Origin of the sequence: Halomonas sp. IOP_6, assembly GCF_021151565.1 — a bacterium.
In the GTDB taxonomy this organism is placed as follows: domain Bacteria; phylum Pseudomonadota; class Gammaproteobacteria; order Pseudomonadales; family Halomonadaceae; genus Vreelandella; species Vreelandella alkaliphila.
Map to the genome: position 1 here is coordinate 326,803 of NZ_JAIRBO010000003.1, position 23,851 is coordinate 350,653.

The window sequence follows — 23,851 nt, forward strand, 5'->3', positions numbered from 1 at the left end:
CCGCGATTAGCTCTCGAAAATAGCGTTAAGGGAAAGGCCCTGTTTTTCCAATGAGCGGCGCAGTTTCTTTAGTGCTTCTACTTGAATTTGCCTAACACGTTCGCGAGTTAAGCCAATTTCTGCACCAACTTCTTCCAATGTAGCGGACTCATGGCCTCGCAAACCAAAGCGGCGTACAACCACCTCTCGTTGCTTATCACTTAGCTCATCCAACCAGTGGTCTACGTGCTCACGCACATCGCCATCCACTAAGCATGCCTCCGGCCCTAGCACATCGTCGTCGGTTAACGTGTCGATTAACGGCTTATCGCTTTCGCCACCCATTGGGTAATCTACCGAGGAGACGCGCTCATTAAGCCCAAGCATCTTCTTAACCGTTTCTACTGGTTTATCGAGATGATCGGCAATCTCTTCTGCTGTTGCTTCATGATCAAGCTTTTGGGTCAGTTCACGCGCTGCACGCAGGTAAATATTTAGCTCTTTAACCACATGGATCGGCAAACGAATGGTGCGCGTTTGATTCATTAGCGCACGCTCAATGGTTTGTCGAATCCACCACGTGGCATAGGTAGAAAAGCGGAACCCTCGCTCAGGGTCAAACTTTTCCACCGCTCGGATTAGCCCAAGGTTACCCTCCTCAATCAAATCAAGCAGTGTAAGCCCCCGATTAAGATAACGCCTGGCAATTTTAACGACCAGGCGAAGGTTAGACTCGATCATCCTTGACCGTCCAAGCGGGTCACCTTTACGCGCTAAACGGCCATAGTAGACTTCTTCTTCCGGCGTTAATAACGGCGAAAAACCAATTTCATTGAGATAGATTTGTGTCGCGTCCAAGCTTTGAGTCGATTGACGCTCATCACGGCTCAACGCTTTTTCAAAGGCGTCTTCCTCCGCGGAGACATCATCGACACTATCCAGCGCCTCTTCAACAGCGTCCAGGTCAACCTCCTGTAGATCCTTCTCCAGCATACTCATGGTAGTATCCCCCGTTATTTCGCCTAACCGCCATTTAGAAAAGTAAAGGTGGCCGCACTCCCTGTGCACTTACACCATTTTTGTTATATGACGCCCTAACTCTAGCTATTCGGGTACCCCAATCACACCAACTGAAAGGTTCGCTTGGCAATGATTAACGGGACGGCAGATAGTCCAAGGGATTTTGAGGCTGCCCATCACGGCGTACTTCAAAGTGCAGTTTGACACTGTCTGCATCGCTATCCCCCATCGTGGCAATCACTTCTCCTGCTTCAACGACATCATTTTCTTTAACGCTTAAGCTATCGTTATGCGCATAAGCACTCAGATACTGATCGTTGTGTTTGAGTAGTATTAAGTTACCGTAACCACGTACGCCGCTACCCGCATAGACAACGATACCAGGGCCTGCTGCCTTGACAGGTTGCCCCTTTTGACCGTCGATATCAATCCCAGCGGTGATAGAGCCACCCTGGCCAAACTCTCCAGTTACCTGGCCTGATGTTGGCCATTGCCAGTTAACATTATCAACAGGTGTAAACGTGCGTGAGGAGCGGTCAACGCGAGCGGTTTGGCTCGGCTGCTCAGCCTCAGCAGGCGGAGTGGTCACTGCTGGCTCAGGTTCTGGGGTTGGTTCAGGTTTGGGCGCTGGCTTAGGCTCAGGCGTTGGTTCCGGCTCACTCGTAGGCTCTGACTGAGACGCCTCAACAGTAGACGTCGCCTCGGTGTTAACGGCACTTGCGCTATCAGCCACTTGCTGAGCGGCGGCCACCGACGCTTGCTCAGCAGCTTGCTCAGCACGTTCCGCCCGCTCAGCCGTTAAACGCTGGTTACGCTCAATCGCACTCTCATCGGGCAGCAACCAATCTAGCTGCTGATCGTTACTTGCCACGGAAGTCGCTTGAGGGTTCAGTCCTGTTGCAACAGCGCCCGACGCAGGGCGCTCTGGGGCAGAGGAGCCTGCTGACGGGTTACCTGATGCCGCCGCGCCTTCACGCAGCGCAATGGTTTGGCCTGGGTAAATTTGATAAGGAGCATCAATATTGTTGATTTGCGCCAACTGACGATAATCAAGATTATGCTGCCATGCGATGCCATAAAGGGTATCGCCTGTTTTAACAGTATATTGAGGTGAGTCTGCTACCGCGCGGCGCGCTTCACTTAAATCACGCACTTGTGGGGTGTTTTGCTGCTGATTGGCGCAGCCGCTGACCGCTAACGCCAATACTGACATGATGAAAACCTTACGCATGGAAACCCTACTCCTTTTCAACGTCGCGCGCGTTTCCTATTGATCTATGTCCGGCATAGTGCACTGCGCGACGGTTTAATAACACCACCAATAGTGCGCCAACCACCATTAGTGCCACAACGCCTACCGTTTGTGCAGATGCACCAGACAATACCGCATAGTCACTAGGCAACAAATAACGATGAGCCAACGGGATCATTTGTCCATCAGGGCCAAGCTGATAACGTACCAGCTCTTTCCACGGCCATAACACGGGTAACGAGCCAACAATAAACCCGAGCAAAAGCTGTAGCGTAGAATCATGATGGCGACGTAGAAGCCACGACAGTAGTCGCGAGAATAACGCCAAACCAACAACGCACCCCATGCCAAAGAGTATGATAATACCGATATCAAAGCTTCGAATAGCCCCTAAAATGGTGCCATAAAGCCCCATCGTAAGCAGCAAGAAGCTACCAGACACTCCTGGCAACAGCATGGCGCTAATAGCAATACAGCCAGCTACCATGACTACCAAAGCTTCATTACCAATAAGTAACACCAGCGGCATCATACCTGGCAGCGACTTAGCCAACAGCAGCCCGCCGACCATCGGCAATAAATACCAAAATTTCCAGCCTCTTCCCGCCTTGGCGACAACAAACCCCGACGCGGCCACCAAGCCGAAGAAAAATCCCTCAATCAGCAGCGGCTGCGCTTCGATTAGCCACAGCGCTATATGAGCCACACTGAAAAGGCTAACCGCAACGCCAAGTAGCAGCGGCACTAGAAAGGCCAAATTCAAATGCTGAGCCAGCGCTAGCCAACCACCACGACGCCAAGCGATGAAGGCGCCGGGGCCAAACTGTTTGATGGTATTAATGAGTTCCTCATAAATACCGGTAATAAATGCGATCGTTCCACCTGAAACACCGGGCACCGCATCAGCTGCCCCCATCCCTGCGCCTTTTAAAAACAGCTCTACAAATCGACGCTTCAATCCACCACTCCTTGCAATAGAGGTACAAAGCGCACGGGTTCGAGCCGACGCTTTTCAAAGGCACTACCAATGCGCTTTATTTGGGTGAGCCATTGGCTACCGTCAGGCTCTTCCAATGGAGCAATGAGTACACCATCATGGCTAAGCTGCTCCAATAGAGCTTCTGGCAGCGTTTGAGCACAAGCGGTTAACAAAATCACATCAAAAGGCGCAGCTTCTTGCCACCCCTCACCACCATCAGCCACTGCCAGCGTTGCTGGGGCATCAAGCCGCCAAAGCCGCTCTGCAGCGCGTTGATGTAATGCATAAATACGTTCGACCGAGTAAAGCATTGGCACCAGCCGAGACAGTATCAGCGTTTGATAACCCGAACCGGTCCCCACTTCAAGCACGCGCTTTGGATTAGCCCGTAGCACCAGCTCGGTCATGCGCGCAACCGTCAATGGTTGCGATAATGTCTGACCAAAACCGATAGGCAGCGCAGTGTCTTCATAGGCACGATGCGCCAGCGCTTCATCAACGAACAAGTGCCTTGGCTCAACTGCCATAATATCGAGCACCCGCGCGTCTTGAATACCCTGCTGCTCAAGCCGCTCTACCATGCGATCTCGAGTCCGCTGAGAGGTCATGCCTCGTCCGCGCAGTTCGTTGGGCGAAAGCTCAGGCAAAAGCATCCAGCCAGTCCTGCACGTCGCTGCGCGCGGGATGGCGCGTTAAGTCAGTTTGTAGTGGCGTAATTGATACATAACCTGCTTCGATAGCGGAGAAGTCGGTATCTTCACCATCATCAGCGTTAGCCGCAACCGGTGCTATCCAGAAGCGCGTACGACCACGCGGATCTTTTACGGGAACAGGTTTCTCTGCTGGTCCGCGATAGCCTAAGCGGGTCACTCTGACGCCTTTAATTTCTTCCCACGGAACATCTGGCACGTTGACATTCAAGAGTGTGCGAGGTGGCAGTGATAGCTGATCGGCAGCACCGATTAAGCTGGCCGCCACTTTCGCTGCCGTCGAAAAATAGCGCTCACCACACAGCGACATGGCAATAGCAGTCATACCCAAATTGCGCCCTTCCATGGCAGCCGCCACAGTGCCTGAATAGAGTACGTCATCGCCAAGATTGCTGCCGTGATTAATCCCCGAAATCACCAAGTCAGGACGCTCATCCCAGACACCGTTCACGCCCAGATAAACACAGTCGGCAGGCGTACCGTCTACGCTATAAAAGCCATTATCTAACGCGGTTAAAGAGAGCGGACGAGAAAGCGTCAGCGAGTTACTGGCGCCGCTGCGGTCTCGATCGGGAGCAACCACACGTAAATTCGCATGGGCGACTAGCGCATCATGAAGTGCCCGCAAGCCCGGTGCATGGACACCATCGTCATTGGAAAGCAGCAGTCGCCGCATTAACGTCTCCTTTATGGATGCCTAGCAAAGATAAGCGCACGTTGAGCGCATTAAGCAAAATCCGGATGAGCAATTAACTCACTCACCACCGCCGTGGCAAAACTTCCCCGTGGTAAGGCAAATGAGAGTACCACGGCATTCGGTAATATCTCGATACTAGGCGAAATTAACCTTGCTCGCAGCGCCCGATGGGAGCGTTTCACAGCGCTTTTCACCAATCCCTCGCACAGCATTGGATGGCACGCTAACAGCCGTTTTTCGTAGTCTGCTACTTGATATTCGGCGAGTTCCCCGACGCCCCACAGGGCACCGGTTGGATGAATATCAAGCGCAGCGGCACGACCGATCAAGTCGTCGTCAACGGCATCAACGGTAAACACACTGTGTGTGCCATCCAGCATGAGCATATCGCCCGCTAGCGGCTGGCACCACGTTCCATCCGTCAAACGCTCGCTCAGCAACTCGTTAAACAAGAAGCTACGCGCAGTGGAAAGCATCATTCCCTGGCGATCATCTCGCTTGCGCCAACCTTTAGCTAGAAGAGCTTCTGCACGCTGTAAATTCCGCCCTTCAGGACCAAAACGCTGGGGTCCAAAATAGTTAGGCACACCGTGGCGACAAAGCGCCTCCCAGCGGTCAAAAAAATTCGGATGTTGAAGCGCTTCACCACTAAGCCGCAAGGTAAAGTGGTTCGTGCGATGGACACCGCGTTTGAGTTTTCGGGGATGCCTTGCCTGGGCCAACACCGTAATACCCACTGCCGCTAATGATTCGCTCAAATCACTTGGCGCCTCGCGTCCGGGCAAATGCACGCTTAACCACTGCCGCGTCACTGCGACACGATCCTTCATCCCGGAGTAGCCCACATCTCGAAGTGTGACACCACAAAGGCGGCTGACGCTTTTTACCACATCTAACGTGGTTTGATGGCGCTTTTCAAGACGTAACCACAGGTGCTCACCATGATTTTCAGGCGTAAAGTCCAGCTGCTCGTCGACGACAAAATCTTCTGGCTGAACGCGATAGCAACCTGGACTAGGGGCACCGAACTCGGCATCTAAGCAGCGCTGCCAAGCGGGTAAGTTAAGCATTTAACGCCTCTTGGTGTTCAATCAACACCACTGCCTCAGCGGCGATACCCTCGCCTCGCCCGGTAAACCCAAGCCGTTCAGTCGTCGTGGCTTTAACATTGACCTGCCCAAGGCTAATACCTAAATCTTCAGCGATGACAGCGCGCATCGTATCAATATGCGGCGCCATTTTAGGCGCCTGCGCCATTAACGTAGCATCCAGGTTAACCACACAGAAGCCCTCTGCGTGAACCAGTTGAACCACGTGGCGCAATAAATGGCGACTATCTGCGCCAGCCCATGCTGGGTCGGTGTCGGGGAAATGCCGCCCGATATCACCGAGCGCACAGGCACCTAGCAGTGCGTCACTGATAGCATGCAGCAACACATCGCCATCCGAGTGGGCAACAAAACCATGTTCGAAAGGCAGCTTAACGCCACCAATCATCAAATGGTCGCCAACGCCAAATCGGTGCACGTCAAATCCGTGGCCAATTCGCATTAACAACTCCTTTCAGATTCAGAGGATTGGGCTACTTGCGACGCCATGATAGCGGCAGCAAGGGCAAGGTCATCAGGATGGGTGATCTTGAGATTATCACGACGCCCACTAATCAGCCTGGGTGCCTGACCAAGCGCTTCAACAGCCGAGGCTTCATCCGTGACCACACAGTGATTAGCGACAGCATATTCAAGGGCGCGCCGCAAAAGCGCATAACGAAAAGCTTGAGGTGTTAACGCGTGCCACAGCCGATCCCGAGGCTCTGTCACGGCGCTTAATTGTTCGGCATTGGCCCGTTTCATGGTGTCAGCAACAGGCATCGCCAAGAGTGCGCCACTTGAGTGCTGCTGAGCAGCGTCATAAAGCGCCAGCAAATCAGATGATGTAATGCAGGGGCGCGCGACGTCATGCACCATCACCATATCGTTTTCTTGCGCTTTTATAGCGTGCAGCGCATTTAAAACACTATCCATTCGCTCCGCGCCACCCGCCACCCGTTGCCACTGGGGAAATGGCACCCATTCAGGCTTGAACCAATGATCATCACTATCCAGGCACAGCACAAGATGCGCAGTGGGGAAGGCTCGGTATAGTCGACTAAGTGTATGGGCAAGAATGGGCTTTTCGCCCAGTGGCAGGTACTGCTTAGGCTTATCAGCGCCCATTCGCTTACCTTGCCCAGCGGCGGGCACGATTAGCCACAACGAATGACTCATTCGTTTGTGTCCTCGCTAGGCAAGTTTGGCTGAGTCACTAGCCCCGCATTGATGCCCACTAGCTCTGCTTCAATGGCAACACCCGGCACCCAAAAAAACTGCTCATCGCTACGCACCATGCCCATGTCGCTACGAGCACGCTCTTCAATCGCATCCAGGCCGGTTTTTAGGTCGGTAACTTCAGCCGCTAACCGAGCATTGCGCTCTCTCATCGGCACATTGGCAGCCTCTTGAACGGCAACGCGCTCCTCTACCAGTTGCAAATCCTCCCAGCCACCATTACCTAGCCAAAGTTGGTATTGGAGAAGCCCCAATACAGCAAGCAGCGCAACCGTTAGCCATTTATGCATCACCGCATCCCTTTGTTTAGGCCTGAACGAGGCGCATTATGCCATCATGGGCTATTTCCAGCGAGTCACGCTTTATATAGCTGGCTTTATAAAGCGATTTTCATTTGAACGGTAATGCGTCGGCCGCTGCCTCTCGATAGGCGCTGATATGGGCCCCCTCTTCTTGGCAAAATTGGGCGACTCCAGCCGCTAGGCCTGGGTGTACAAGATAGTGCAGCGAACGTACCCGCTGGGGCGCAAAACCACGCACCAGTTTGTGCTCTCCTTGAGTACCGGGGTCGAACAAAGAGAGCCCCTTTTCCAGACAAAATTCAATGCCTTGGTAGTAGCAGGCTTCGAAATGAAGACAGTCGGCAACCACCTCACTTCCCCAATAGCGGCCGTATAAAGTGCTATTGCCACGAAAATAGAGAGCCGCTGCAACAGGCTGGCCATCCAGCAGCGCCTGAACCAATACAAGCGCCTCAGGCATCGCATGACGTAATCGCTCGAAAAAAACGTCATTTAAGTAGGGAGGCCGTCCCCGCTCGTGGTATGTGATCGTGTAGCAGCGAAAGAAGTGTGCCATCGCTTCTTGAGTAATCGCCTCGCCCTCTAAACGCCGTAGCGTAAAGCCTTGCTCGGCGACCAAGCGACGCTCACGTTTAATCATTTTGCGACGCTTCGACGTAAGGCTCGCCAGGAAGCCTTCAAAATCACCAAAGGTGCGATCTCGCCACTGGAACTGAACGCCTTCTCGCGCAATTAACGCTGGAAACTGGCGCTGCCAGGCATCCACTTCGTCATCTTGTGCAAACAGGAGGTGCCAACTCGATAACGCTTGTTCTTCACAATGGGTTTGCCACGTCGCTGCTAATAACCCGCGAACATCCTCCGCGTTGGCATCATCGGCAATTAAAGTACGCGTACCAGGCACCGGGGTAAAAGGAATGGCACTTAATGCCTTGGGGTAATAATGGCCACCTGCTCGCTCCAGTGCATCGGCCCATCCCCAATCAAACACATACTCACCGTAAGAGTGGTGTTTGCGATACATGGGCAACGCGCCCACTAAGCGGCTATCTTGCCATACGCACAGATGGCAAGGCTCCCAGCCGGTCGCCTCGCAGACAGAGCCGCTGCTTTCTAATGCATGCAAAAACGCGTGTCGTAGGAAAGGCTGGTCGCTACTCACCAGTGCGTCCCATTGGGCGGCATCCACTGCGTCGATAGCAGGTAGCATAATGCATGACAGTGAGCGCGAAAGCATGATGCCTCCCGAGGCATATCGTTTAAATGGTGAAAGTGTGACCTTACCACCAACTAGGCTATCAGTACTTTTGTTGATGCTGTCATTTCTATTTGGAGTGAGGTATTCAAGTAGCAGGACAAACGACTATTGTTATTAAGAATTAACCCAAGGAGCTGCCATGAAACGCGATTTAATGCGCCTGTTGCACACTCAGCTTCATGCGTTTGGCCAAGCGCCCTTCCCCTCATTAAGATTGCGACGAGAGCGCTTAGCTCGCCTTGCACGAATGACTAAGCATCACCAGCGGGAGATTATCCAGGCCATTCAAACTGACTTCGGCAAGCGTAGTGAGACAGAGATACGCTTAGCGGAGATTAACGCGGTGCTGCATGCCATTCGTCATACACGGCGAAACCTATGGCATTGGATGCGCCCATACGCTGCCAACATGCCATGGCGCTTATGGCCCGCCCGCGCCCGCATCGCTCCTCAGCCACTTGGCGTGGTGGGTATTATGTCGCCCTGGAACTACCCATGGAGCTTAGCACTGATGCCCGCTATTGATGCTGTCGCAGCGGGTAATAGCGTCATGATCAAGCCCAGCGAGCACGCCCCCAATACCAGCGCCCTGCTGGCTAAGCTAGTACCGCAGTACTTTACCGATGAAGAAGTATGCGTTGTTGAAGGCGGCCCAGAGATAGCAAAAGCATTTAGCGCACTACCTTTTGATCATCTGGTTTTCACCGGCTCGACGGCGGTGGGCCGCCAAGTTGCACTTGCCGCTGCCGAGCAGTTAACCCCGGTGACGCTTGAACTAGGTGGTAAATCACCCGCTATCGTGGCGAGTGACGCTGATCTGGATCGTGCGGCCGCCTCAATTATATTTGGCAAGGGAATGAATGCCGGCCAGACCTGCATTGCGCCGGATTATGTGCTTGTAGAAAGCCGCCACCTGGAAGCACTTATTCAGGCACTAAGTCGAGCTATCGAACAGCAGCGCCCCAGCGATAAAGAGGCCACAGGCTTTGTCAGCCCCCATCATCAGAAACGCAGTGAACGGCTGATAGCACAAGCGAGAGATCACGGCTGCCGCATCATCGATATCGGGCAACACGCACCAGCGCTCGTTATTGATCCAACTCAAAATCTTGAGCTGATGCAAGAGGAAATTTTTGGCCGTGCACTACCGCTTATCAGCGTTAAAAACATCGACGACGCGATTACCTTTGTGAATACCCGGCCTCACCCACTGGCACTTTATGCCTTCACCGACAATAAGTTGCTGCAAACAACCTTGCGTCACACCACTCGCTCTGGTGCGCTGGTATTTAACGAAACGCTGCTTCATCACGCCGTTCCCTCGCTGCCCTTTGGTGGCGTTGGTGAAAGCGGTATGGGGGCTTATCACGGTCGCCATGGTTTTGAACGATTCAGCCATTTACGAGGTGTTTTTTATCAATCAAAACGGGCCTCTAGCGCACTGATAAGGCCGCCTTATAAACGCTGGCTATTAAAATTACTCAGGATTGGCTAAAGCTTCGCCATTAATACCCGATAATTATTACTATTCGCCGATTAGTTAACGACTTAGTTGAGCGCACTTTTTGAATGAACTATTTTTTGGGACGCACAATGCAAGCCGCAGATTTTCCTGAGAATGAATACCAGCGCTTGGCGGCATTGCACGCTCTCCAGGTGCTTGACACACCCGCTGACGAAGCGTTTGACCGAATCACTCAGCTTGCTTGCGGCCTCTTTGACTTACCTATTGCGCTAGTTTCCCTCGTCGATGCAGAACGACAGTGGTTTAAGTCTCACCAAGGATTGACTACCAGCGAAACCTGCCGAGACCTATCGTTTTGTGCCCACGCGGTGGGGCTTAATGACATGCTGGTCGTCGAAAATGCACTCGATGATCTGCGCTTTGCGGACAATCCCCTCGTCACCGGCCCCCCGCACATTCGCTTTTATGCCGGACAGCCATTACAACTGGCCGATGACCTGCCCGTAGGTACGCTATGTTTAATTGATCGTCAGCCGCGCTCGTTTAGTCAGCGAGACCGAGGCATTTTAAAAAGCTTAGCTGGGCAAGTGGAAGAGCTGCTTCGCCAGCATCAAATACGTAGAGCCCTGGCTCAAACGACGCGCCGCTACGAGGCGCTGTTTAACGAAAGTGCCACCGGCATCGTGCGCATTGACCGCTCTGGTAGCGTGTTAAGTATTAATCCTTTTGCACTAACGATGCTGGGCTATCAGCAACACGAAGTAGTCGGTAACAATGTGTCGATGTTTACACCTGCATCGATCAACGCTCATCACGACAGCTTTCTTGCCAACTTTTTGGCGGGCAGCGAACCCAAGGTGATTGGCCGAGGCCGAGAAGTAGAAGCACTCCATAAAGACGGCCACTTGATACCCGTCCATCTTGCCGTCAACGCCATCCATAATGAGCAGGGAGATGTTGCTGAGTTTCTGGGTATTCTGACCAACTTAACTGATGTTTATAACGCCACACAGCAAATTCATAAAGAGCAAAGCCTGCTTAAAGTGCTTCATCAAGGCATTACGGACTATCAGGCACTAATGTCGGTTGAACAGTTGTGGACGTTTTTAATGGAAGCGCTGCGAGAACTCACTGATAGCGACTACGCCTTGATTGGGGAAGTGCTGCCTACCGATACCACCAATGCTCTCAAGATACATGCTATCACTGACCTCTCCTGGAGCGATGAATCCAGACTTCTGATGGAGCGTCTACGCAGCGGAGATATGACGCTAACCAACCCTAACTCACTCTTAGGGCGTGTCTTTGCCCATGGCGATGTCATCATGACTAACGACGTTTATCGCCATACCAAGCGCGGCGGCTTCCCACCAGGTCACCCTCGCTTAGACAACTACTTAGGCGTGCCGATTTTCAGCGGCGATAGCCTTATTGGCATGTTTGCCATCGCAAATAGTAAACAGCCATTAAACCAGACTCTTTTAGACTGGCTTCAACCTTTTACTGATACCTGCGCGCTACTCATTAACCTCTATCGCCAAATGGCCGAGCGCGAGCAAGTTACCTGCGATTTAGCAACCGCTCGTGATCAGGCAGAGCAAGCTAACAAGGCAAAAAGTGAGTTTCTCTCTTCAATGAGCCATGAATTGCGCACCCCTCTTAATGCGATTATCGGCTTTGCCCAACTGTTAGCAAAAGGCCGTCGTGATCCACTGAGTGAGAAGCAGCAACGCCAAGTAGGGCAAATCGAGAAGAGCGGTCAACACCTGTTAAGCCTGATTAATGAAGTACTTGATTTAGCGAGGATCGAAGCAGGACACATGACGCTTTCATTAGAGCCTATGCTAATCGAAAACGTATTGGATGATGCCTGCACAACGCTGGAAGCCAACATCGGAGCAGCCAATATTACGCTAACGCGTGATTCATTAGCGCTACCCTGCATGGTCATGGCGGATTACACGCGGGTTAAGCAAGTACTGCTTAATTTGCTTTCCAACGCGATTAAATACAATAGAGAAAACGGCACCATCCATGTAAATATTGAGCCGATTGGGAGCGAACTAAAAGTGAGCGTTATCGACTCTGGGCATGGTATTGCGCCAGAGCGCCAGCACGAGCTTTTTGAACCGTTTAACCGCCTGGATGCAGAGCACGGACCGATTGAAGGGACAGGCATTGGGTTAGCCATTACGCGTGAATTGGTAGAGCGGATGAAAGGGCGTCTCGGTGTTGATAGCCAACCAAGCAAAGGCTCCACCTTCTGGTTTACGCTGCCCATTACCGAACACCCGGCCGAACATGAAGCACCGCCTCATAGTAGCGTCGTGGGCACCTCAAGCGGTTCTCCCCGCGCATTCAACCTGCTTTATGTAGAAGATAATCCTGCTAATCAGCGGCTTATGGAAGATATTATTGACGACTTCCCATCAATACAATTACGTGTCGTGGCAAGCGCTGAACTCAGCTTGGAGATAATGCGTCATTCGCCACCTGATCTCGTCCTAATGGATATCCATCTACCCGGAATGAGTGGTTTTCAAGCGCTCGACATTATGCAAAACGACCCCATGCTAAAGCAGATCGATGTCATAGCGTTATCTGCCAATGCGATGGAGCGAGACTTACATTATGGACTGGCGGCTGGGTTTGCGGACTACCTTACCAAGCCTATTGATATTGACAAATTGACCGTATCGCTAAATCGATTTATTACCATCGCACCAAGGACGGCGCTATGAGTCTGCTCCATAAACACCTCCTCGTGGTGGACGACAACAGTATTAACGTGGAGCTGCTATTGGACCTGCTTGACGACCATGGCTTTGAAAACACGCATGGTATAAGCGATCCACGCAAAGTGCTGGCGCACTGTCAGCAAACGTTGCCAGACCTGATCCTGCTTGATATTCGCATGCCTTACTTGGATGGGTACGCGGTTATCAATCAATTGCAAGCAGAGTTTGGTCACCATATCCCCCCAATTATTATACTCACCGCACAGATTGATGATGAAACTCGTCATCGCTCACTGAGCATGGGTGTGCGCGACTTCGTCACGAAACCGTTCAAACATGATGAGGTGCTACAGCGCATCCGCAATACATTAAGCGTTGAGCACCGTTATCAAATCCGCAATCAACAGGCAGACATACTTGAACGCATGGTGGCAAAGCGTACAAAAGAGCTAGATCGCCAGTCTCGTACCGACCCAATCACCCAACTAGCTAATCGCCGCGCACTGACTCAAATGCTTCGTGAAGCAGCAATGCGAGGCACGGGAACAGGGCTTCTCTTCATTGCGCTGGACCACCTAGACGACGTTATTAAGCTACATGGCTATGGCGTCGCTGATAAATTGATGGTTCATATCAGCCGTCAACTTTCGGCTAAACTCAGTCAGCAATGCCAAATAGGTTTGTGGGGAGGCAGTGAGATACTGGTGATTACTGCTCGCGCCGAACTCGAGGCGTTACGCCACTCCGCGGCGCAGCTATTGAGCTGCTTCGATCAAGACCAAGCGCTGGGCGACCTACTACTGCCTCTAAATGCGCGCATTGGCATTAGCTGGGCGGATGCCCATTTCGATATTGAACGCCTTGTGCATATGGCCGCCTTAGCGTTGCCGCAGAACGGTACGCTGCGCGTTCAATGCTATAACGAAACGCTGGAAGCGCAACAACGCCAGCGCCTGAATCTTCAGCAAGCTATTCGTGGTGCGACCGAACGGGGCGAGATGTCCCTGGCATTTCAACCAAAAGTTTCTCTGGCAACACAGCGTGTTATCGGAGCTGAAGCTCTCCTACGCTGGCACCACCCCGAGCTAGGCCATATTTCCCCAGGGGACTTTATTCCCCTTGCGGAAGCAAGTGGTGATATCCTCTCTATTGGTGAGTGGGTGCTTGAGAAAGCAATGCAGCATATCGTCGAATGGCGAATAAAAGGCCTGCTGGATGATGACTTCCATATTGCGGTGAACGTTGCAGCCCGCCAGTTGGCGCGCAAAGACTTTGCTCAGGCATTGCTTTCCAAGCTGGCTGAGCAAGAGATCCCTGAACGTTTTTTTGCACTGGAAGTTACTGAGTCAGGCTTATTAAGCGATATGCACAACGCACGCACGCAGTTGGCTCAGCTTGCTGAGATGAATATTGCCGTTGCGATCGACGATTTTGGCACTGGTCACTCTTCTCTCGCCTATGTTAAAACACTGCCCTTCTCTACCCTGAAAATAGATCGTGCCTTCGTCATGGATTTAGAGCACGACGCAGTAGACCGTCATTTAGCCCTTACCATTACTCAGCTTGCCCATGCCGTTGGGTGCGACGTAGTGGCAGAAGGTATTGAAACATCTGCCCAGGCGGACTACTTACGTTCTATTGGCTGTGAAGCGGCGCAAGGGTATTACTATGCGCGTCCGCTAACCGCCGACGCATTTTTTACGTGGTGCCTCGAATGGGCACCCAACGCCCAAAAAAATATTGCCATGGAGGCTGTTGATGGCGCATGACCTGCTTGACCGCTTACGCGAACGCTTAGAAGAATTAAACCGCTCAGAACGCAAAGTTGCCAATGTCATCCTGGAGGACCCAGCAGTAGCCACCAGCTTGAGCATTGCAAGCCTTGCCCAAGCGGCCAGCGTCAGCGAGCCTACGGTCAACCGGTTCTGCCGCAACTTCGGCGCCAAAGGCTACCCCGATTTTAAAATCAAACTTGCGCAGAGCCTCGCAGGCGGAACGCCCTATGTGACGCGAGCTGTCGAGCCCGGCGATACGGCAACGCAGTATACCCATAAGATTTTTGGCGCGACGATTGCCGCCCTGGACGAAGCCCAGCGTGAGGTCGATATGGCCGCCGTTGAGCGCATGGTTGATTATCTTACTCAAGCAAAACAGATCCATTTCTTTGGCTTAGGTGCCTCAGGTGCCGTCGCTCAGGATGCCCAGCACAAATTCTTTCGCTTTAACTTGCCCGTCATGGCCTATGTAGATGTGCTGATGCAGCGCATGGTGGCTGCCGCTTGTCATACCGGTGACGTAGTGGTGATTATCTCGTACACAGGCCGCACCAGAGAACTGGTCGATATTGCACGCGTTGCTCGCGAAGCAGGCGCCGTGGTGCTGGGGATCACCGCCCCTAACTCCCCGCTTTCTTTGGAATGTACCTCGACTCTCGAAGTCGCCACCCCCGAGGACACCGACCACTATATGCCCATGACCTCGCGGATGATTCAACTAACGCTGATTGATGCCTTAGCCACTGGGGTTACACTCAGGCGCGGCGAAGATTTCCTACCGCACCTGAAGAAAATCAAAGATAGCCTGCGCGATACCCGCTTTCCTGTGGAAAAGGCAGGTAAGTAATCAGTAAGACAGCTATCGCTGATACGGATACCTTAACTGCTGACGGCAGTGGTAACGGTAATTTCTACTTTTAACTCATCCGCAGGCAACGGCGCGCATACACAGGTGCGTGCCGGTGCATAGCCTTCGGGTACCCAGGCATCCCACACCTCGTTCATTGCAGCAAAATCATTGCCGTCTTTAAGGTAGATTGTCGCACTCAGTAGCTGCTCGCGGCTGGAGCCAATTTCTTTTAGCAAGGCATCAACCCGTGCCAGCATACTCTCGGTTTGCTCCTTAATTCCTTCGTGGCGCGCTTCAGGACCGCTTACCTGGCCACACAAATAGGCCACACCTTGATGAATAACGGCACGGCTCATACGGGCTTTTGTATCATGGCGCTGAATTGTCATGGTTCAATCTCCTAGGTAAGACAAAAAAAGCAGTGTAAACCGCCACCGCTTCGTTGCCTATGCCTTCTTAATCAAACGCGCTCCGTAGGCACGGGGCGATGCTCAAAGACTCGTCGCAAAACAAAGCTGGTGTGGGCTCCGGTGACGCCTTCAATACGGTTGATCACGTGCAGTAAAAGGTGCTGATAGTCGTCCATATCCCGCACTAGAATCTTGAGCTGAAAATCTGCCGCTTGGCCGGTGATAATCAAACACTCAATCACGTTGGGGATTTTACGAATATGACGTTCGAAGTTATCAAACCGTTCGGGAGTATGTTGATCCATTGAAATGTGCAGCAACACCATCAGTTGATAGCCTAGCTGCCGCGCATCAACATCGGCCCGATATTGGGTAATTAAGCCGTGCTCCTCTAGCGCACGCACCCGGCGCAAGCAAGGTGAAGGGGAAAGCCCGATGCGCTCGGCTAACTCCTGGTTACTAATCCGCCCTTCCTGCTGTAACACATTCAGAATGTGGCGATCAAAACGATCAAGTTCAAGCGGCACGACAGGCATAACAAGCAGCTCCTACCAATAAAAAATAAAAATACGACATTTATTGCCAATTATTGGCGATAAAACCACATTTTCGCAATAACCTTTCGCCTTACTTCAAGTAAACTGTATTGACTGTCACAAGCAGCCCCTACACGGTGCCTTACCCAGACACCTGTTAACGCGGCTTACGCCACAAGCGGCCGCCCAACTAACTCACTGCCTTCAGGAAACTCACCATGTCTGCTTTTGATCATCGCAAATACCGCCCTGCTCCGCATGTTCCCGCCTTCAACCGCCAATGGCCTGACCGCGACCTAACTCAAGCGCCCATTTGGCTAAGTGAAGACCTACGCGATGGCAATCAGGCGCTATTAGAGCCGATGACGGTTGAGCAAAAGCAGCGCTTTTGGCAGCAGATTATTAAAGTGGGTATTAAAGAAGTGATGGTGGGCTTTCCCTCGGCTAGCCAACCAGACTACGACTTTGTCCGCTGGCTAATTGAAGAAGACCAAATTCCAGACGATGTCACTATTGCGGTACTCGTGCAGTGCCGTGAACACTTAATCGAGAAAACCTTTGCATCGCTAGCGGGCGTCAAGCGCGCCATTATTCACCTGTATAACTCTACTTCGACCATCCAGCGCGAGCGGGTGTTTGAGATGGATCGAGCTGGCATTACCGATATTGCCGTGCAAGGCGCTACCTGGGTGAAGACCTATGCTGCCCAACACCCAGATGCTGACTGGCGTTTCCAATATTCGCCGGAAAGCTTCTCTAGCACTGAAATCGATTTTTCACTGGCCATCTGCGAAGCCGTGATGGATGTCTGGCAGCCAACGCCTGACAACAAATGCATCCTCAACTTGCCCACCACGGTAGAAGTTGCGGGGCCACATCATCATGCTGACCAGATTGAATACTTTTGCCAGCACATTAGCCGTCGCGACAGCGTGATTATTTCGGTACATACCCACAACGACCGCGGCGGCGCAGTCGCCTCAGCAGAATTAGCACTGTTGGCGGGAGCTGACCGCGTCGAAGGCACGTTACTGGGTAACGGCGAGCGCACCGGCAATATGGATATTGTCACCTTGGCGATGAACCTGTACAGCCAAGGCATCGACCCGCAGCTGGATCTTTCTAACCCGGACGAGATCGTTCAGGTGGTGCATGAGTGTACTGGTATTACTATGCATCCGCGCCATCCCTGGGTTGGCGAGATGGTGTATACCGCGTTTTCTGGCAGCCACCAGGATGCTATTCGTAAATCCCTCAAGCATCAAAAGCCCGACGAGCCGTGGCAAGTGGCTTACCTACCCATTGACCCGCATGATATTGGCCGCGACTACCAAGCCGTTATCCGGGTGAATAGCCAGTCTGGGAAAGGCGGCATGGCCTTTTTGTTGGAGCGAGACTACGGCATTAATTTACCGCGTTGGATGATGCTGGCCCTTGCCCCTTACGTGCAACAAGAGAGCGAGCGCCGCAACGGCGAGCTTTCTAGTGAAATCATTCGCCAAGTGATGTTTGATAATTTCACTCAGGATGCGCCACTGGCATTGGCCGATTACCGGCTATCAAAAGGCCAGCACGAGGGAATAGAAATAACCCTTTGGCAAGGCTCTGAAACACTGCGCTTGTCAGGTACCGGCAATGGCGCCATGTCATCCTTCACTGATGCCTGGAAGAAGCATTCAGGCAGCAATGTAGCCATTATTGACTACAGTGAGCACTCCTTGGGTGGCGACAGCGAAGCCAATGCGATTGCCTTTGTGCAGCTGAATATTGATGGACAACGACTTTGCGCTGTGGCCGAAGATAGTGACACCGTTAGCGCATCGCTGAAGGCGCTGCTGTCAGGCATTAATATGGCGCAGGCCACCAAGCAGCATCAGCAGGAAGGTGCGGATGTCGAAGTAGAAGCATAATCTTTCACAAGTCAGCGCAGAATCAGCACCGGCAAATGGGCATTGCGTAGCATGGCGGTCGTCGTGCTGCCAATCAGCAAGTGACGAATACGCGAATGCCCATAGGCACCCATGACCAACAGGTCAATACCGTGCTTCTGCTTATAAGCGCGCAAGGTTTCTTCCACTTCGCCAGCGCGAATTGCGCCTTCAGCGTGGTGGCCAGCAGACTCAAGAACATCAATTGCCCACTCAAGCTGTGATCGATTTTCTGCCGTCTCAGCGCCCACGATCACAGCATGGCAGGCAGCACCTTCAAAGAGCGGGCTTTTGGCCAGCATCTCAATGCCTTTGCGAGCCGTTTTGCTGCCATCAAACGCCATCATCACGTTTTTCGGCTGCGTAAACTGCTTAGGCACCATCAATAGTGGGCGATGCATCTCACGCACAACGCGTTCAAGGTTAGAGCCGAGATGGCCACTGGCTTGATGCGCAGTTTCGCCACGCTTGCCTAGTACCAGTAAGCGCATCTCCTTTTCGTTCTCAACCAAGGTCTCTACCAACGTTCCGTTACGCTGAAGGCAGAGTGGATCAGTAATACCAGCTTCGATTGCGCGAGCTTTTGCCGCATCGAGCATATAGCGCCCCTGCTCACGGGCAACTTTCGCGCGCTGTTCTTCAATATCAGAAAGCTTTTCAAGCAGATGCTCTCGGGTCCCTAAACCTAAATTACCGGTTAGATCAGGTTCTGCCACCTGGGCGTGGTTATCGAGGGTATGAATAAAGCTTAATGGCGCACCAAGTGCCTTGGCGGCCCAGACAGCATAATCACAGATACTTTCTGAATACTGAGATCCATCAATAGCGGCGAACACGCGATCAGACATAAAAGCGACTCCTTGAGCGGGTGCGTTAAGATTTTTATTATTCTCATTCTTTTTTACACGAACTTATTGACCAGCGACACCTTAACGCGTTCTTTGTGTTCATCCCTATCGTTATGGGGTAGGTGGTACACTTAGCAGCCTATCAACGCGGCCAGTTAAAGGAGTTACGATGGGGCATGGTATCGTGAGCATGCTACTGGTAGCACTTGGCGGCGCATTGGGCGGCATGGGTCGCTATGCCGTTTCTAACCTTATGGCCCACCTGCTGGGCAAAACCTTCCCCTGGGGTACCTTACTGGTGAATGCCAGCGGTGCGTTTATAGCGGGCGGGCTTCTTGGTTACTACGGCGTGCCAAGCGCACAGCCGCTGTGGCTATTTACTGTTGCAGGCTTGCTAGGTGGCTACACCACCGTTTCTTCATTTAGCTTACAAACTATTGAGCTGTGGCAAAGCGGCCAAGCGCTGCGTGCCGCCTTAAATATTGCCGCTACCCTAGTGCTCGGCATGGTGATGGCCATGCTCGGTTGGCTGTTAGCTAAGGGGTTGTTGCTATGAACTGGCGAGCTTACCTAGCCGTCGGGATTGGTAGCGGGCTTGGCAGTGCACTTCGCTACGGGGTATCTCTCATGTCTTTGGCAGCACTTGGTGGCTATTTCCCCTGGGGCACGCTGCTGGTTAACGTGCTGGGTTCTGGAATCATCGGTTGGATTGCCGCTACCGCCTCACGTTTTCCTAACGGCAAGCTTGCGCACTGGCAGCCGCTGTTAGTGGCCGGTTTTTGCGGCGGCTTTACCACGTTTTCACTCTTTAGCCTGGAAACATTGCACCTTATTCAACAGGGGCTTTCTGGGCTAGCGCTGCTTTATGTACTTATCAGCCTACCGCTTTGGTTACTGGCGGCCTGGCTAGGAGAACGCATAGCGCTTTCTCGTCTATAACCGTAGGTATTTCATGCGCGAGCAGTTAGAGCGACAACAGTCTTGGCTTTACCTGGGATTTATCTGCTTAGGGCTTACGTTGGGTCTGATAGCTCCCTTACTAGCGTCATCACTTGAACAGCTGCTATGGCCGCTCCTCGGCATACTGCTCTACGCCACTTTTACTCAAATACCGCTATTACATATCAAGCAAAGCGTTACCGATAAACGCTTTATGGCAGCGCTGCTGATTGGCAACTTCATTATCATTCCTGCGCTACTCGGGGTGTTGGTGCTAGGTCTTTTAGTAGTGGGGCTACCACTTCCCCCACCGGTAATGGCGGGTGTTTTGCTAGTGCTACTGATGCCCTGCACAGACTGGTTTATTACCTTCACGCACTTAGGCAAAGGCGATGCCGCCCGCGCGGTTGCGGCAACGCCACTGCTGCTGCTCATCCAAATGGTCGCATTGCCCGTTTATCTGTGGCTATTTTTAGGCGACGAGTGGTTTCAGTTAACCTTTTCTGCAGACCTTCTCAGCGCATTTGCTGGACTGATCCTGCTGCCCTTGAGTTTGGCATGGCTGACAGAACTTGCCGCCAAGCGATCTTCAGCTATCAAACGCTCTGTGGGCTGCCTCATTTATTTACCAGTGCCGCTGCTAGCACTGGCGGTGTTCATCATTGCCGCGTCGCAAGTAAATAGCGTGCTAGGGCTTAGCTATGTTCTGTGGCAGGTTGTATTTATCTTTATCGGCTTTTTAGTCATCGCTGGGTTGTTGGGTAAAACGTTAGGCAGTCTATTCAAACTACCGCCTGCCAGCGCCCGAACACTTGCCTTTAGTTTTGGCACGCGCAATTCGTTTGTCATGTTGCCCATTGCGCTTACCCTGCCCAATGGCTGGCAAGCCGCGGTAGTTGTTATTGTTTTTCAATCGCTAGTGGAGTTATTTGGCATGATAGCGTTGATACGCTGGGTGCCCGGCAAGCTAATTCCGAGCCAGCTATAAAAAACGCCGGCCCCTTAGCGTGGTGACCGGCGTTAAAGCGTACGTATTGATTAACGCAATATTAGTACCGGAATTCGGCTACCGCGTAACATCGCCGTGGTGGTACTGCCGACCAGCAAGTGGCGAATACGCGAGTGGCCATAAGCGCCCATCACTAGAAGGTCGATCGCATGCTCCTTCTCGTACGCTTGCAAGGTGTCGTCTACCTCACCGGAACGGATGGCGCCTTCGGCTTGGTGGCCAGCATCGCGTAGCGTAGTCAACGCCCAATCAAGCTCGCTGCGATGCTCAGCGGTTTCAGCACCCACAATCAGCACATGGCATTCGGTACCGGTAAATAACGGAGAACGCGCCAGCATCTCCACCCCTTTACGGGCAGTTTTGCTACCGTCAAACGCAATCAGCACCCTTTCAGGCTGCTTAAAGGCTTTGGGCACCATGAGCATTGGGCGATGCATTTCACGCACCACACGCTCAAGGTTTGAACCTAAGTGGCCGCTGGCGTGGTGAGCGGTTTCACCACGCTTGCCTACCACCAACAAACGTATGTCTTTCTCTAGCTCTACCAAGGTTTCGACCAGCGTGCCGTTAAGCTGGCGAATAATGGGATCAACGACCCCATCTTCTACTGCTCGTGCCTTGGCAGCTTCCAGCATAAGCTTGCCTTGTTCACGGTTTACCTTAGCGCGCTGTTCATCAAGCTCAGAAAGCTCTTTCATCAAGCGCTCGCGGGCACCAAATCTTAGGTTACCCGACAAATTTTGCTCTGCTGGCACGTCAGAATGATTATCCACCACATGCACAAAGCTAAGCGGCGCATTTAATGCCAAGCTTGCCCAAGCGGCGTAGTCACAGACGCTTTCTGCATACTGGGAGCCGTCAATCGCGGCGAGTACGTGTTCAGTCATATCGCTCTCCTTGCGGTGGTTAGTGGCCGCCCATTAGCTTTTCAACCGCTTCAGGGTCGTTGTGTACCGCGTAGCGGTCGACGACAGTTGCACTGGCTTCGCTCAAGCCAACCAGCTCCACCTCAGTACCTTCACGACGGAACTTAATCACCACGCGGTCCAGAGCTTGAACGGCGGTAATATCCCAGAAGTGGGCGCGGGAAAGGTTGATAGTGACCTTATCGATGCTCTCTTTAAAATCGAAGGCCGCAATAAAACGCTCAGAAGAGGCAAAGAACACTTGGCCAACCACTTGGTATTCACGCTCTTTACCGGGCTCTACTTCTTTCGAGCCGATATACATGATGTTGCCGACTTTATTAGCAAAGAACATCGCCGCCAGCAGTACACCTACAAAGACACCAATCGCTAAATTGTGCGTCCCCACAGTCACCGCCACTGTGGCTAGCATAACGATATTGGTACTCACCGGATGTTTTTTAAGGTCGCGAATCGACTCCCAGCTAAAGGTGCCAATCGATACCATAATCATCACCGCTACCAGCGCTGCCATAGGAATCTGCGAGACCCAATCCGCGAGGAAGACCACCATCAACAACAGAACAACACCAGCGATAAGCGTTGAGAGCCGAGTCCGGCCACCGGATTTTATGTTGATGACTGACTGACCAATCATTGCACAGCCTGCCATACCGCCCAGTAAACCCGATCCGATATTAGCGATACCCTGACCTTTACACTCACGGTTTTTATCGCTGGGTGTATCCGTTAAGTCATCAACAATAGTGGCTGTCATCATAGATTCAAGAAGGCCCACCACCGCCAGCATGATGGCGTAGGGAAAGATGATCATTAGCGTTTCTAAATTAAGTGGCACGCTAGGCCATAAGAACATTGGCAGTGTATCGGGCAGTTCGCCCATATCACCTACCGTGCGTATATCCATGCCGCTTACCATATACACCCCGGTAAGCACCACGATGCATACCAGAGGAGAAGGAACCGACTTTCCAATCGCCGGCAAGTACGGGAAGAGATAGATAATGCCTAAGCCTGCTAGCGTCATGGCATAAACATGCCACGTCACATTAGTTAACTCGGGCAGTTGCGCCATGAAGATTAATATCGCTAGGGCATTCACGAACCCGGTGACCACCGAACGGGATACAAAACGCATCAGCTCTGCAAGTTTTAAGTAGCCTGCGATAATCTGTAATACCCCAGTCAATAGCGTGGCCGCCAGTAAGTACTCCAGGCCATGTTCACGAACTAAAGTAACCATCAGTAGCGCCATCGCACCGGTAGCTGCTGAAATCATACCTGGGCGACCACCGGTAAAGGCGATCACTACTGCGATACAAAATGAGGCGTATAGGCCCACTTTGGGGTCAACGCCCGCAATAATCGAAAATGCAATCGCTTCAGGAATTAGCGCTAGGGCAACAACGATGCCTGAGAGCGTGTCGCCTTTGACGTTAGAGAACCACTCTTGCTTACTGAAAAGTGCCATTCAGGGAGTCCATAGTTGAAGGTGAAACACTACGCACTACCGCCACACCGAGGTGAAGCGAGAACGCGCAATTAAGCGAATAGGTTGTCAAAACAGTGCTGCATCACGAAGATACGGGGCAGCATCAATAGCCAATGAACGGCCATAGGATGCACAAGCGCCGACAAAACGCGATAGGCGTCATGGCGCTTATATAAAGGAGGGAATTACTTAGGGCGGAGTCATCAGCCCAGAAAAGATGTGAGTAAATGCAGTCATAAGTAATATTCTGTACGGTTGCAATAAGCAAGGTGCGACAAAGCGCAGCATTCTAACAGCATCACAGTCGCATTGCATCTCACGCCACTCTGGTAGCCCACACCGTGATACGCGCTGACACGCCCCCACCTCTACTTAGGCAGGGTGACCTCGCGACTGATTGTGGCGTACCAT

At 52.3% G+C, this 23,851-nt stretch carries 23 protein-coding genes; 8 read left to right on the top strand and 15 right to left on the bottom strand.

Annotation, left to right across the window (positions count from 1 at the left end; all coding sequences use genetic code 11):
• Positions 1-6 precede the first annotated feature (6 nt).
• The 10 genes from rpoS to K7H08_RS07725 form a co-directional block, all read right to left on the bottom strand.
• Positions 7-978, bottom strand: a complete 972-nt coding sequence (gene rpoS, locus K7H08_RS07680) for an RNA polymerase sigma factor RpoS (RefSeq protein WP_038477648.1) — start codon at positions 976-978, stop codon at positions 7-9.
• Between the two features lie 154 nt (positions 979-1,132).
• Positions 1,133-2,230 carry a peptidoglycan DD-metalloendopeptidase family protein gene (locus tag K7H08_RS07685; RefSeq protein WP_231657622.1) on the bottom strand — a complete coding sequence of 366 codons (1,098 nt, stop codon included), beginning with the start codon at positions 2,228-2,230 and terminating at the stop codon, positions 1,133-1,135.
• Positions 2,231-2,237: 7 nt separating this feature from the next.
• Positions 2,238-3,209: a DUF368 domain-containing protein gene (locus K7H08_RS07690; protein ID WP_038477654.1), complete on the bottom strand. Its 972-nt coding sequence runs from the start codon at positions 3,207-3,209 to the stop codon at positions 2,238-2,240.
• Complete coding sequence (locus tag K7H08_RS07695; protein ID WP_038477657.1) at positions 3,206-3,883, bottom strand: protein-L-isoaspartate(D-aspartate) O-methyltransferase; 678 nt, start codon at positions 3,881-3,883, stop codon at positions 3,206-3,208. Before K7H08_RS07695 ends, K7H08_RS07690 begins: the two co-directional genes overlap by 4 nt.
• Positions 3,870-4,616 (bottom strand): 5'/3'-nucleotidase SurE, encoded by a 747-nt coding sequence (gene surE, locus K7H08_RS07700; RefSeq protein ID WP_038477660.1) that lies wholly within the window; start codon positions 4,614-4,616, stop codon positions 3,870-3,872. The genes K7H08_RS07695 and surE overlap by 14 nt, the downstream gene beginning before the upstream one ends.
• 50 nt (positions 4,617-4,666) lie before the next feature.
• Complete coding sequence (gene truD / locus K7H08_RS07705; RefSeq protein ID WP_231657623.1) at positions 4,667-5,707, bottom strand: tRNA pseudouridine(13) synthase TruD; 1,041 nt, start codon at positions 5,705-5,707, stop codon at positions 4,667-4,669.
• Positions 5,700-6,188 (bottom strand): 2-C-methyl-D-erythritol 2,4-cyclodiphosphate synthase, encoded by a 489-nt coding sequence (gene ispF, locus K7H08_RS07710; protein ID WP_038477666.1) that lies wholly within the window; start codon positions 6,186-6,188, stop codon positions 5,700-5,702. The genes truD and ispF overlap by 8 nt, the downstream gene beginning before the upstream one ends.
• A complete protein-coding gene (ispD, locus tag K7H08_RS07715) occupies positions 6,188-6,904 on the bottom strand; it encodes a 2-C-methyl-D-erythritol 4-phosphate cytidylyltransferase (protein ID WP_231657624.1) in 717 nt (238 codons plus the stop codon). Before ispD ends, ispF begins: the two co-directional genes overlap by 1 nt.
• Positions 6,901-7,254 (bottom strand): cell division protein FtsB, encoded by a 354-nt coding sequence (gene ftsB / locus K7H08_RS07720; protein ID WP_038477672.1) that lies wholly within the window; start codon positions 7,252-7,254, stop codon positions 6,901-6,903. The genes ispD and ftsB overlap by 4 nt, the downstream gene beginning before the upstream one ends.
• A 100-nt stretch (positions 7,255-7,354) precedes the next feature.
• Positions 7,355-8,503, bottom strand: coding sequence for a GNAT family N-acetyltransferase (locus tag K7H08_RS07725; protein WP_038477675.1), 1,149 nt, complete (start codon positions 8,501-8,503; stop codon positions 7,355-7,357).
• A gap of 160 nt (positions 8,504-8,663) precedes the next feature.
• On the opposite strand from K7H08_RS07725, the gene K7H08_RS07730 reads away from it, so the two are divergent.
• The 4 genes from K7H08_RS07730 to K7H08_RS07745 all read left to right on the top strand — a co-directional run bounded on the left by K7H08_RS07730 (position 8,664) and on the right by K7H08_RS07745 (position 15,349).
• Positions 8,664-10,019 carry an aldehyde dehydrogenase family protein gene (locus K7H08_RS07730; RefSeq protein ID WP_038477678.1) on the top strand — a complete coding sequence of 452 codons (1,356 nt, stop codon included), beginning with the start codon at positions 8,664-8,666 and terminating at the stop codon, positions 10,017-10,019.
• Positions 10,020-10,117: 98 nt separating this feature from the next.
• Complete coding sequence (locus K7H08_RS07735) at positions 10,118-12,730, top strand: ATP-binding protein (protein WP_038477681.1); 2,613 nt, start codon at positions 10,118-10,120, stop codon at positions 12,728-12,730.
• Complete coding sequence (locus K7H08_RS07740; protein ID WP_038477684.1) at positions 12,727-14,496, top strand: EAL domain-containing response regulator; 1,770 nt, start codon at positions 12,727-12,729, stop codon at positions 14,494-14,496. Before K7H08_RS07735 ends, K7H08_RS07740 begins: the two co-directional genes overlap by 4 nt.
• Positions 14,486-15,349, top strand: a complete 864-nt coding sequence (locus K7H08_RS07745) for a MurR/RpiR family transcriptional regulator (protein ID WP_038477687.1) — start codon at positions 14,486-14,488, stop codon at positions 15,347-15,349. The genes K7H08_RS07740 and K7H08_RS07745 overlap by 11 nt, the downstream gene beginning before the upstream one ends.
• A 32-nt stretch (positions 15,350-15,381) precedes the next feature.
• On the opposite strand, the gene K7H08_RS07750 is transcribed toward K7H08_RS07745, so the two are convergent.
• Together K7H08_RS07750 and K7H08_RS07755 are read right to left on the bottom strand one after the other, a co-directional pair.
• Positions 15,382-15,741, bottom strand: coding sequence for a RidA family protein (locus K7H08_RS07750; RefSeq protein WP_038477690.1), 360 nt, complete (start codon positions 15,739-15,741; stop codon positions 15,382-15,384).
• 71 nt (positions 15,742-15,812) lie between these two features.
• On the bottom strand, positions 15,813-16,298 hold the full coding sequence (locus K7H08_RS07755; RefSeq protein ID WP_038477693.1) for an Lrp/AsnC family transcriptional regulator: 486 nt from the start codon (positions 16,296-16,298) through the stop codon (positions 15,813-15,815).
• Positions 16,299-16,516: 218 nt separating this feature from the next.
• Between K7H08_RS07755 and K7H08_RS07760 the strand changes: the two genes are divergently transcribed.
• On the top strand, positions 16,517-18,208 hold the full coding sequence (locus K7H08_RS07760; RefSeq protein ID WP_231657625.1) for a 2-isopropylmalate synthase: 1,692 nt from the start codon (positions 16,517-16,519) through the stop codon (positions 18,206-18,208).
• An 11-nt stretch (positions 18,209-18,219) separates the two neighbouring features.
• Here K7H08_RS07760 and K7H08_RS07765 read toward each other — a convergent pair whose 3' ends face one another.
• Positions 18,220-19,074 (bottom strand): universal stress protein, encoded by an 855-nt coding sequence (locus tag K7H08_RS07765; RefSeq protein WP_038477699.1) that lies wholly within the window; start codon positions 19,072-19,074, stop codon positions 18,220-18,222.
• A gap of 169 nt (positions 19,075-19,243) precedes the next feature.
• Between K7H08_RS07765 and crcB (K7H08_RS07770) the strand changes: the two genes are divergently transcribed.
• Genes crcB (K7H08_RS07770) through K7H08_RS07780 form a run of 3 tightly spaced genes read left to right on the top strand, consistent with a single transcriptional unit; the run spans position 19,244 to position 21,001 of the window.
• Complete coding sequence (crcB, locus tag K7H08_RS07770; protein WP_231657626.1) at positions 19,244-19,630, top strand: fluoride efflux transporter CrcB; 387 nt, start codon at positions 19,244-19,246, stop codon at positions 19,628-19,630.
• Complete coding sequence (gene crcB, locus K7H08_RS07775; RefSeq protein WP_120386432.1) at positions 19,627-20,013, top strand: fluoride efflux transporter CrcB; 387 nt, start codon at positions 19,627-19,629, stop codon at positions 20,011-20,013. The genes crcB (K7H08_RS07770) and crcB (K7H08_RS07775) overlap by 4 nt, the downstream gene beginning before the upstream one ends.
• 13 nt (positions 20,014-20,026) lie before the next feature.
• A complete protein-coding gene (locus K7H08_RS07780) occupies positions 20,027-21,001 on the top strand; it encodes an arsenic resistance protein (RefSeq protein WP_231657627.1) in 975 nt (324 codons plus the stop codon).
• Positions 21,002-21,051: 50 nt separating this feature from the next.
• Here the strand turns inward: K7H08_RS07780 and K7H08_RS07785 are convergent, their stop codons facing one another.
• The gene (locus K7H08_RS07785) at positions 21,052-21,909 is read right to left on the bottom strand and encodes a universal stress protein (protein ID WP_231657628.1); all 858 of its coding nucleotides are present in this window, start codon (positions 21,907-21,909) and stop codon (positions 21,052-21,054) included.
• Between the two features lie 19 nt (positions 21,910-21,928).
• The gene (locus K7H08_RS07790) at positions 21,929-23,419 is read right to left on the bottom strand and encodes a SulP family inorganic anion transporter (RefSeq protein WP_231657629.1); all 1,491 of its coding nucleotides are present in this window, start codon (positions 23,417-23,419) and stop codon (positions 21,929-21,931) included.
• Positions 23,420-23,851: the final 432 nt, after the last annotated feature.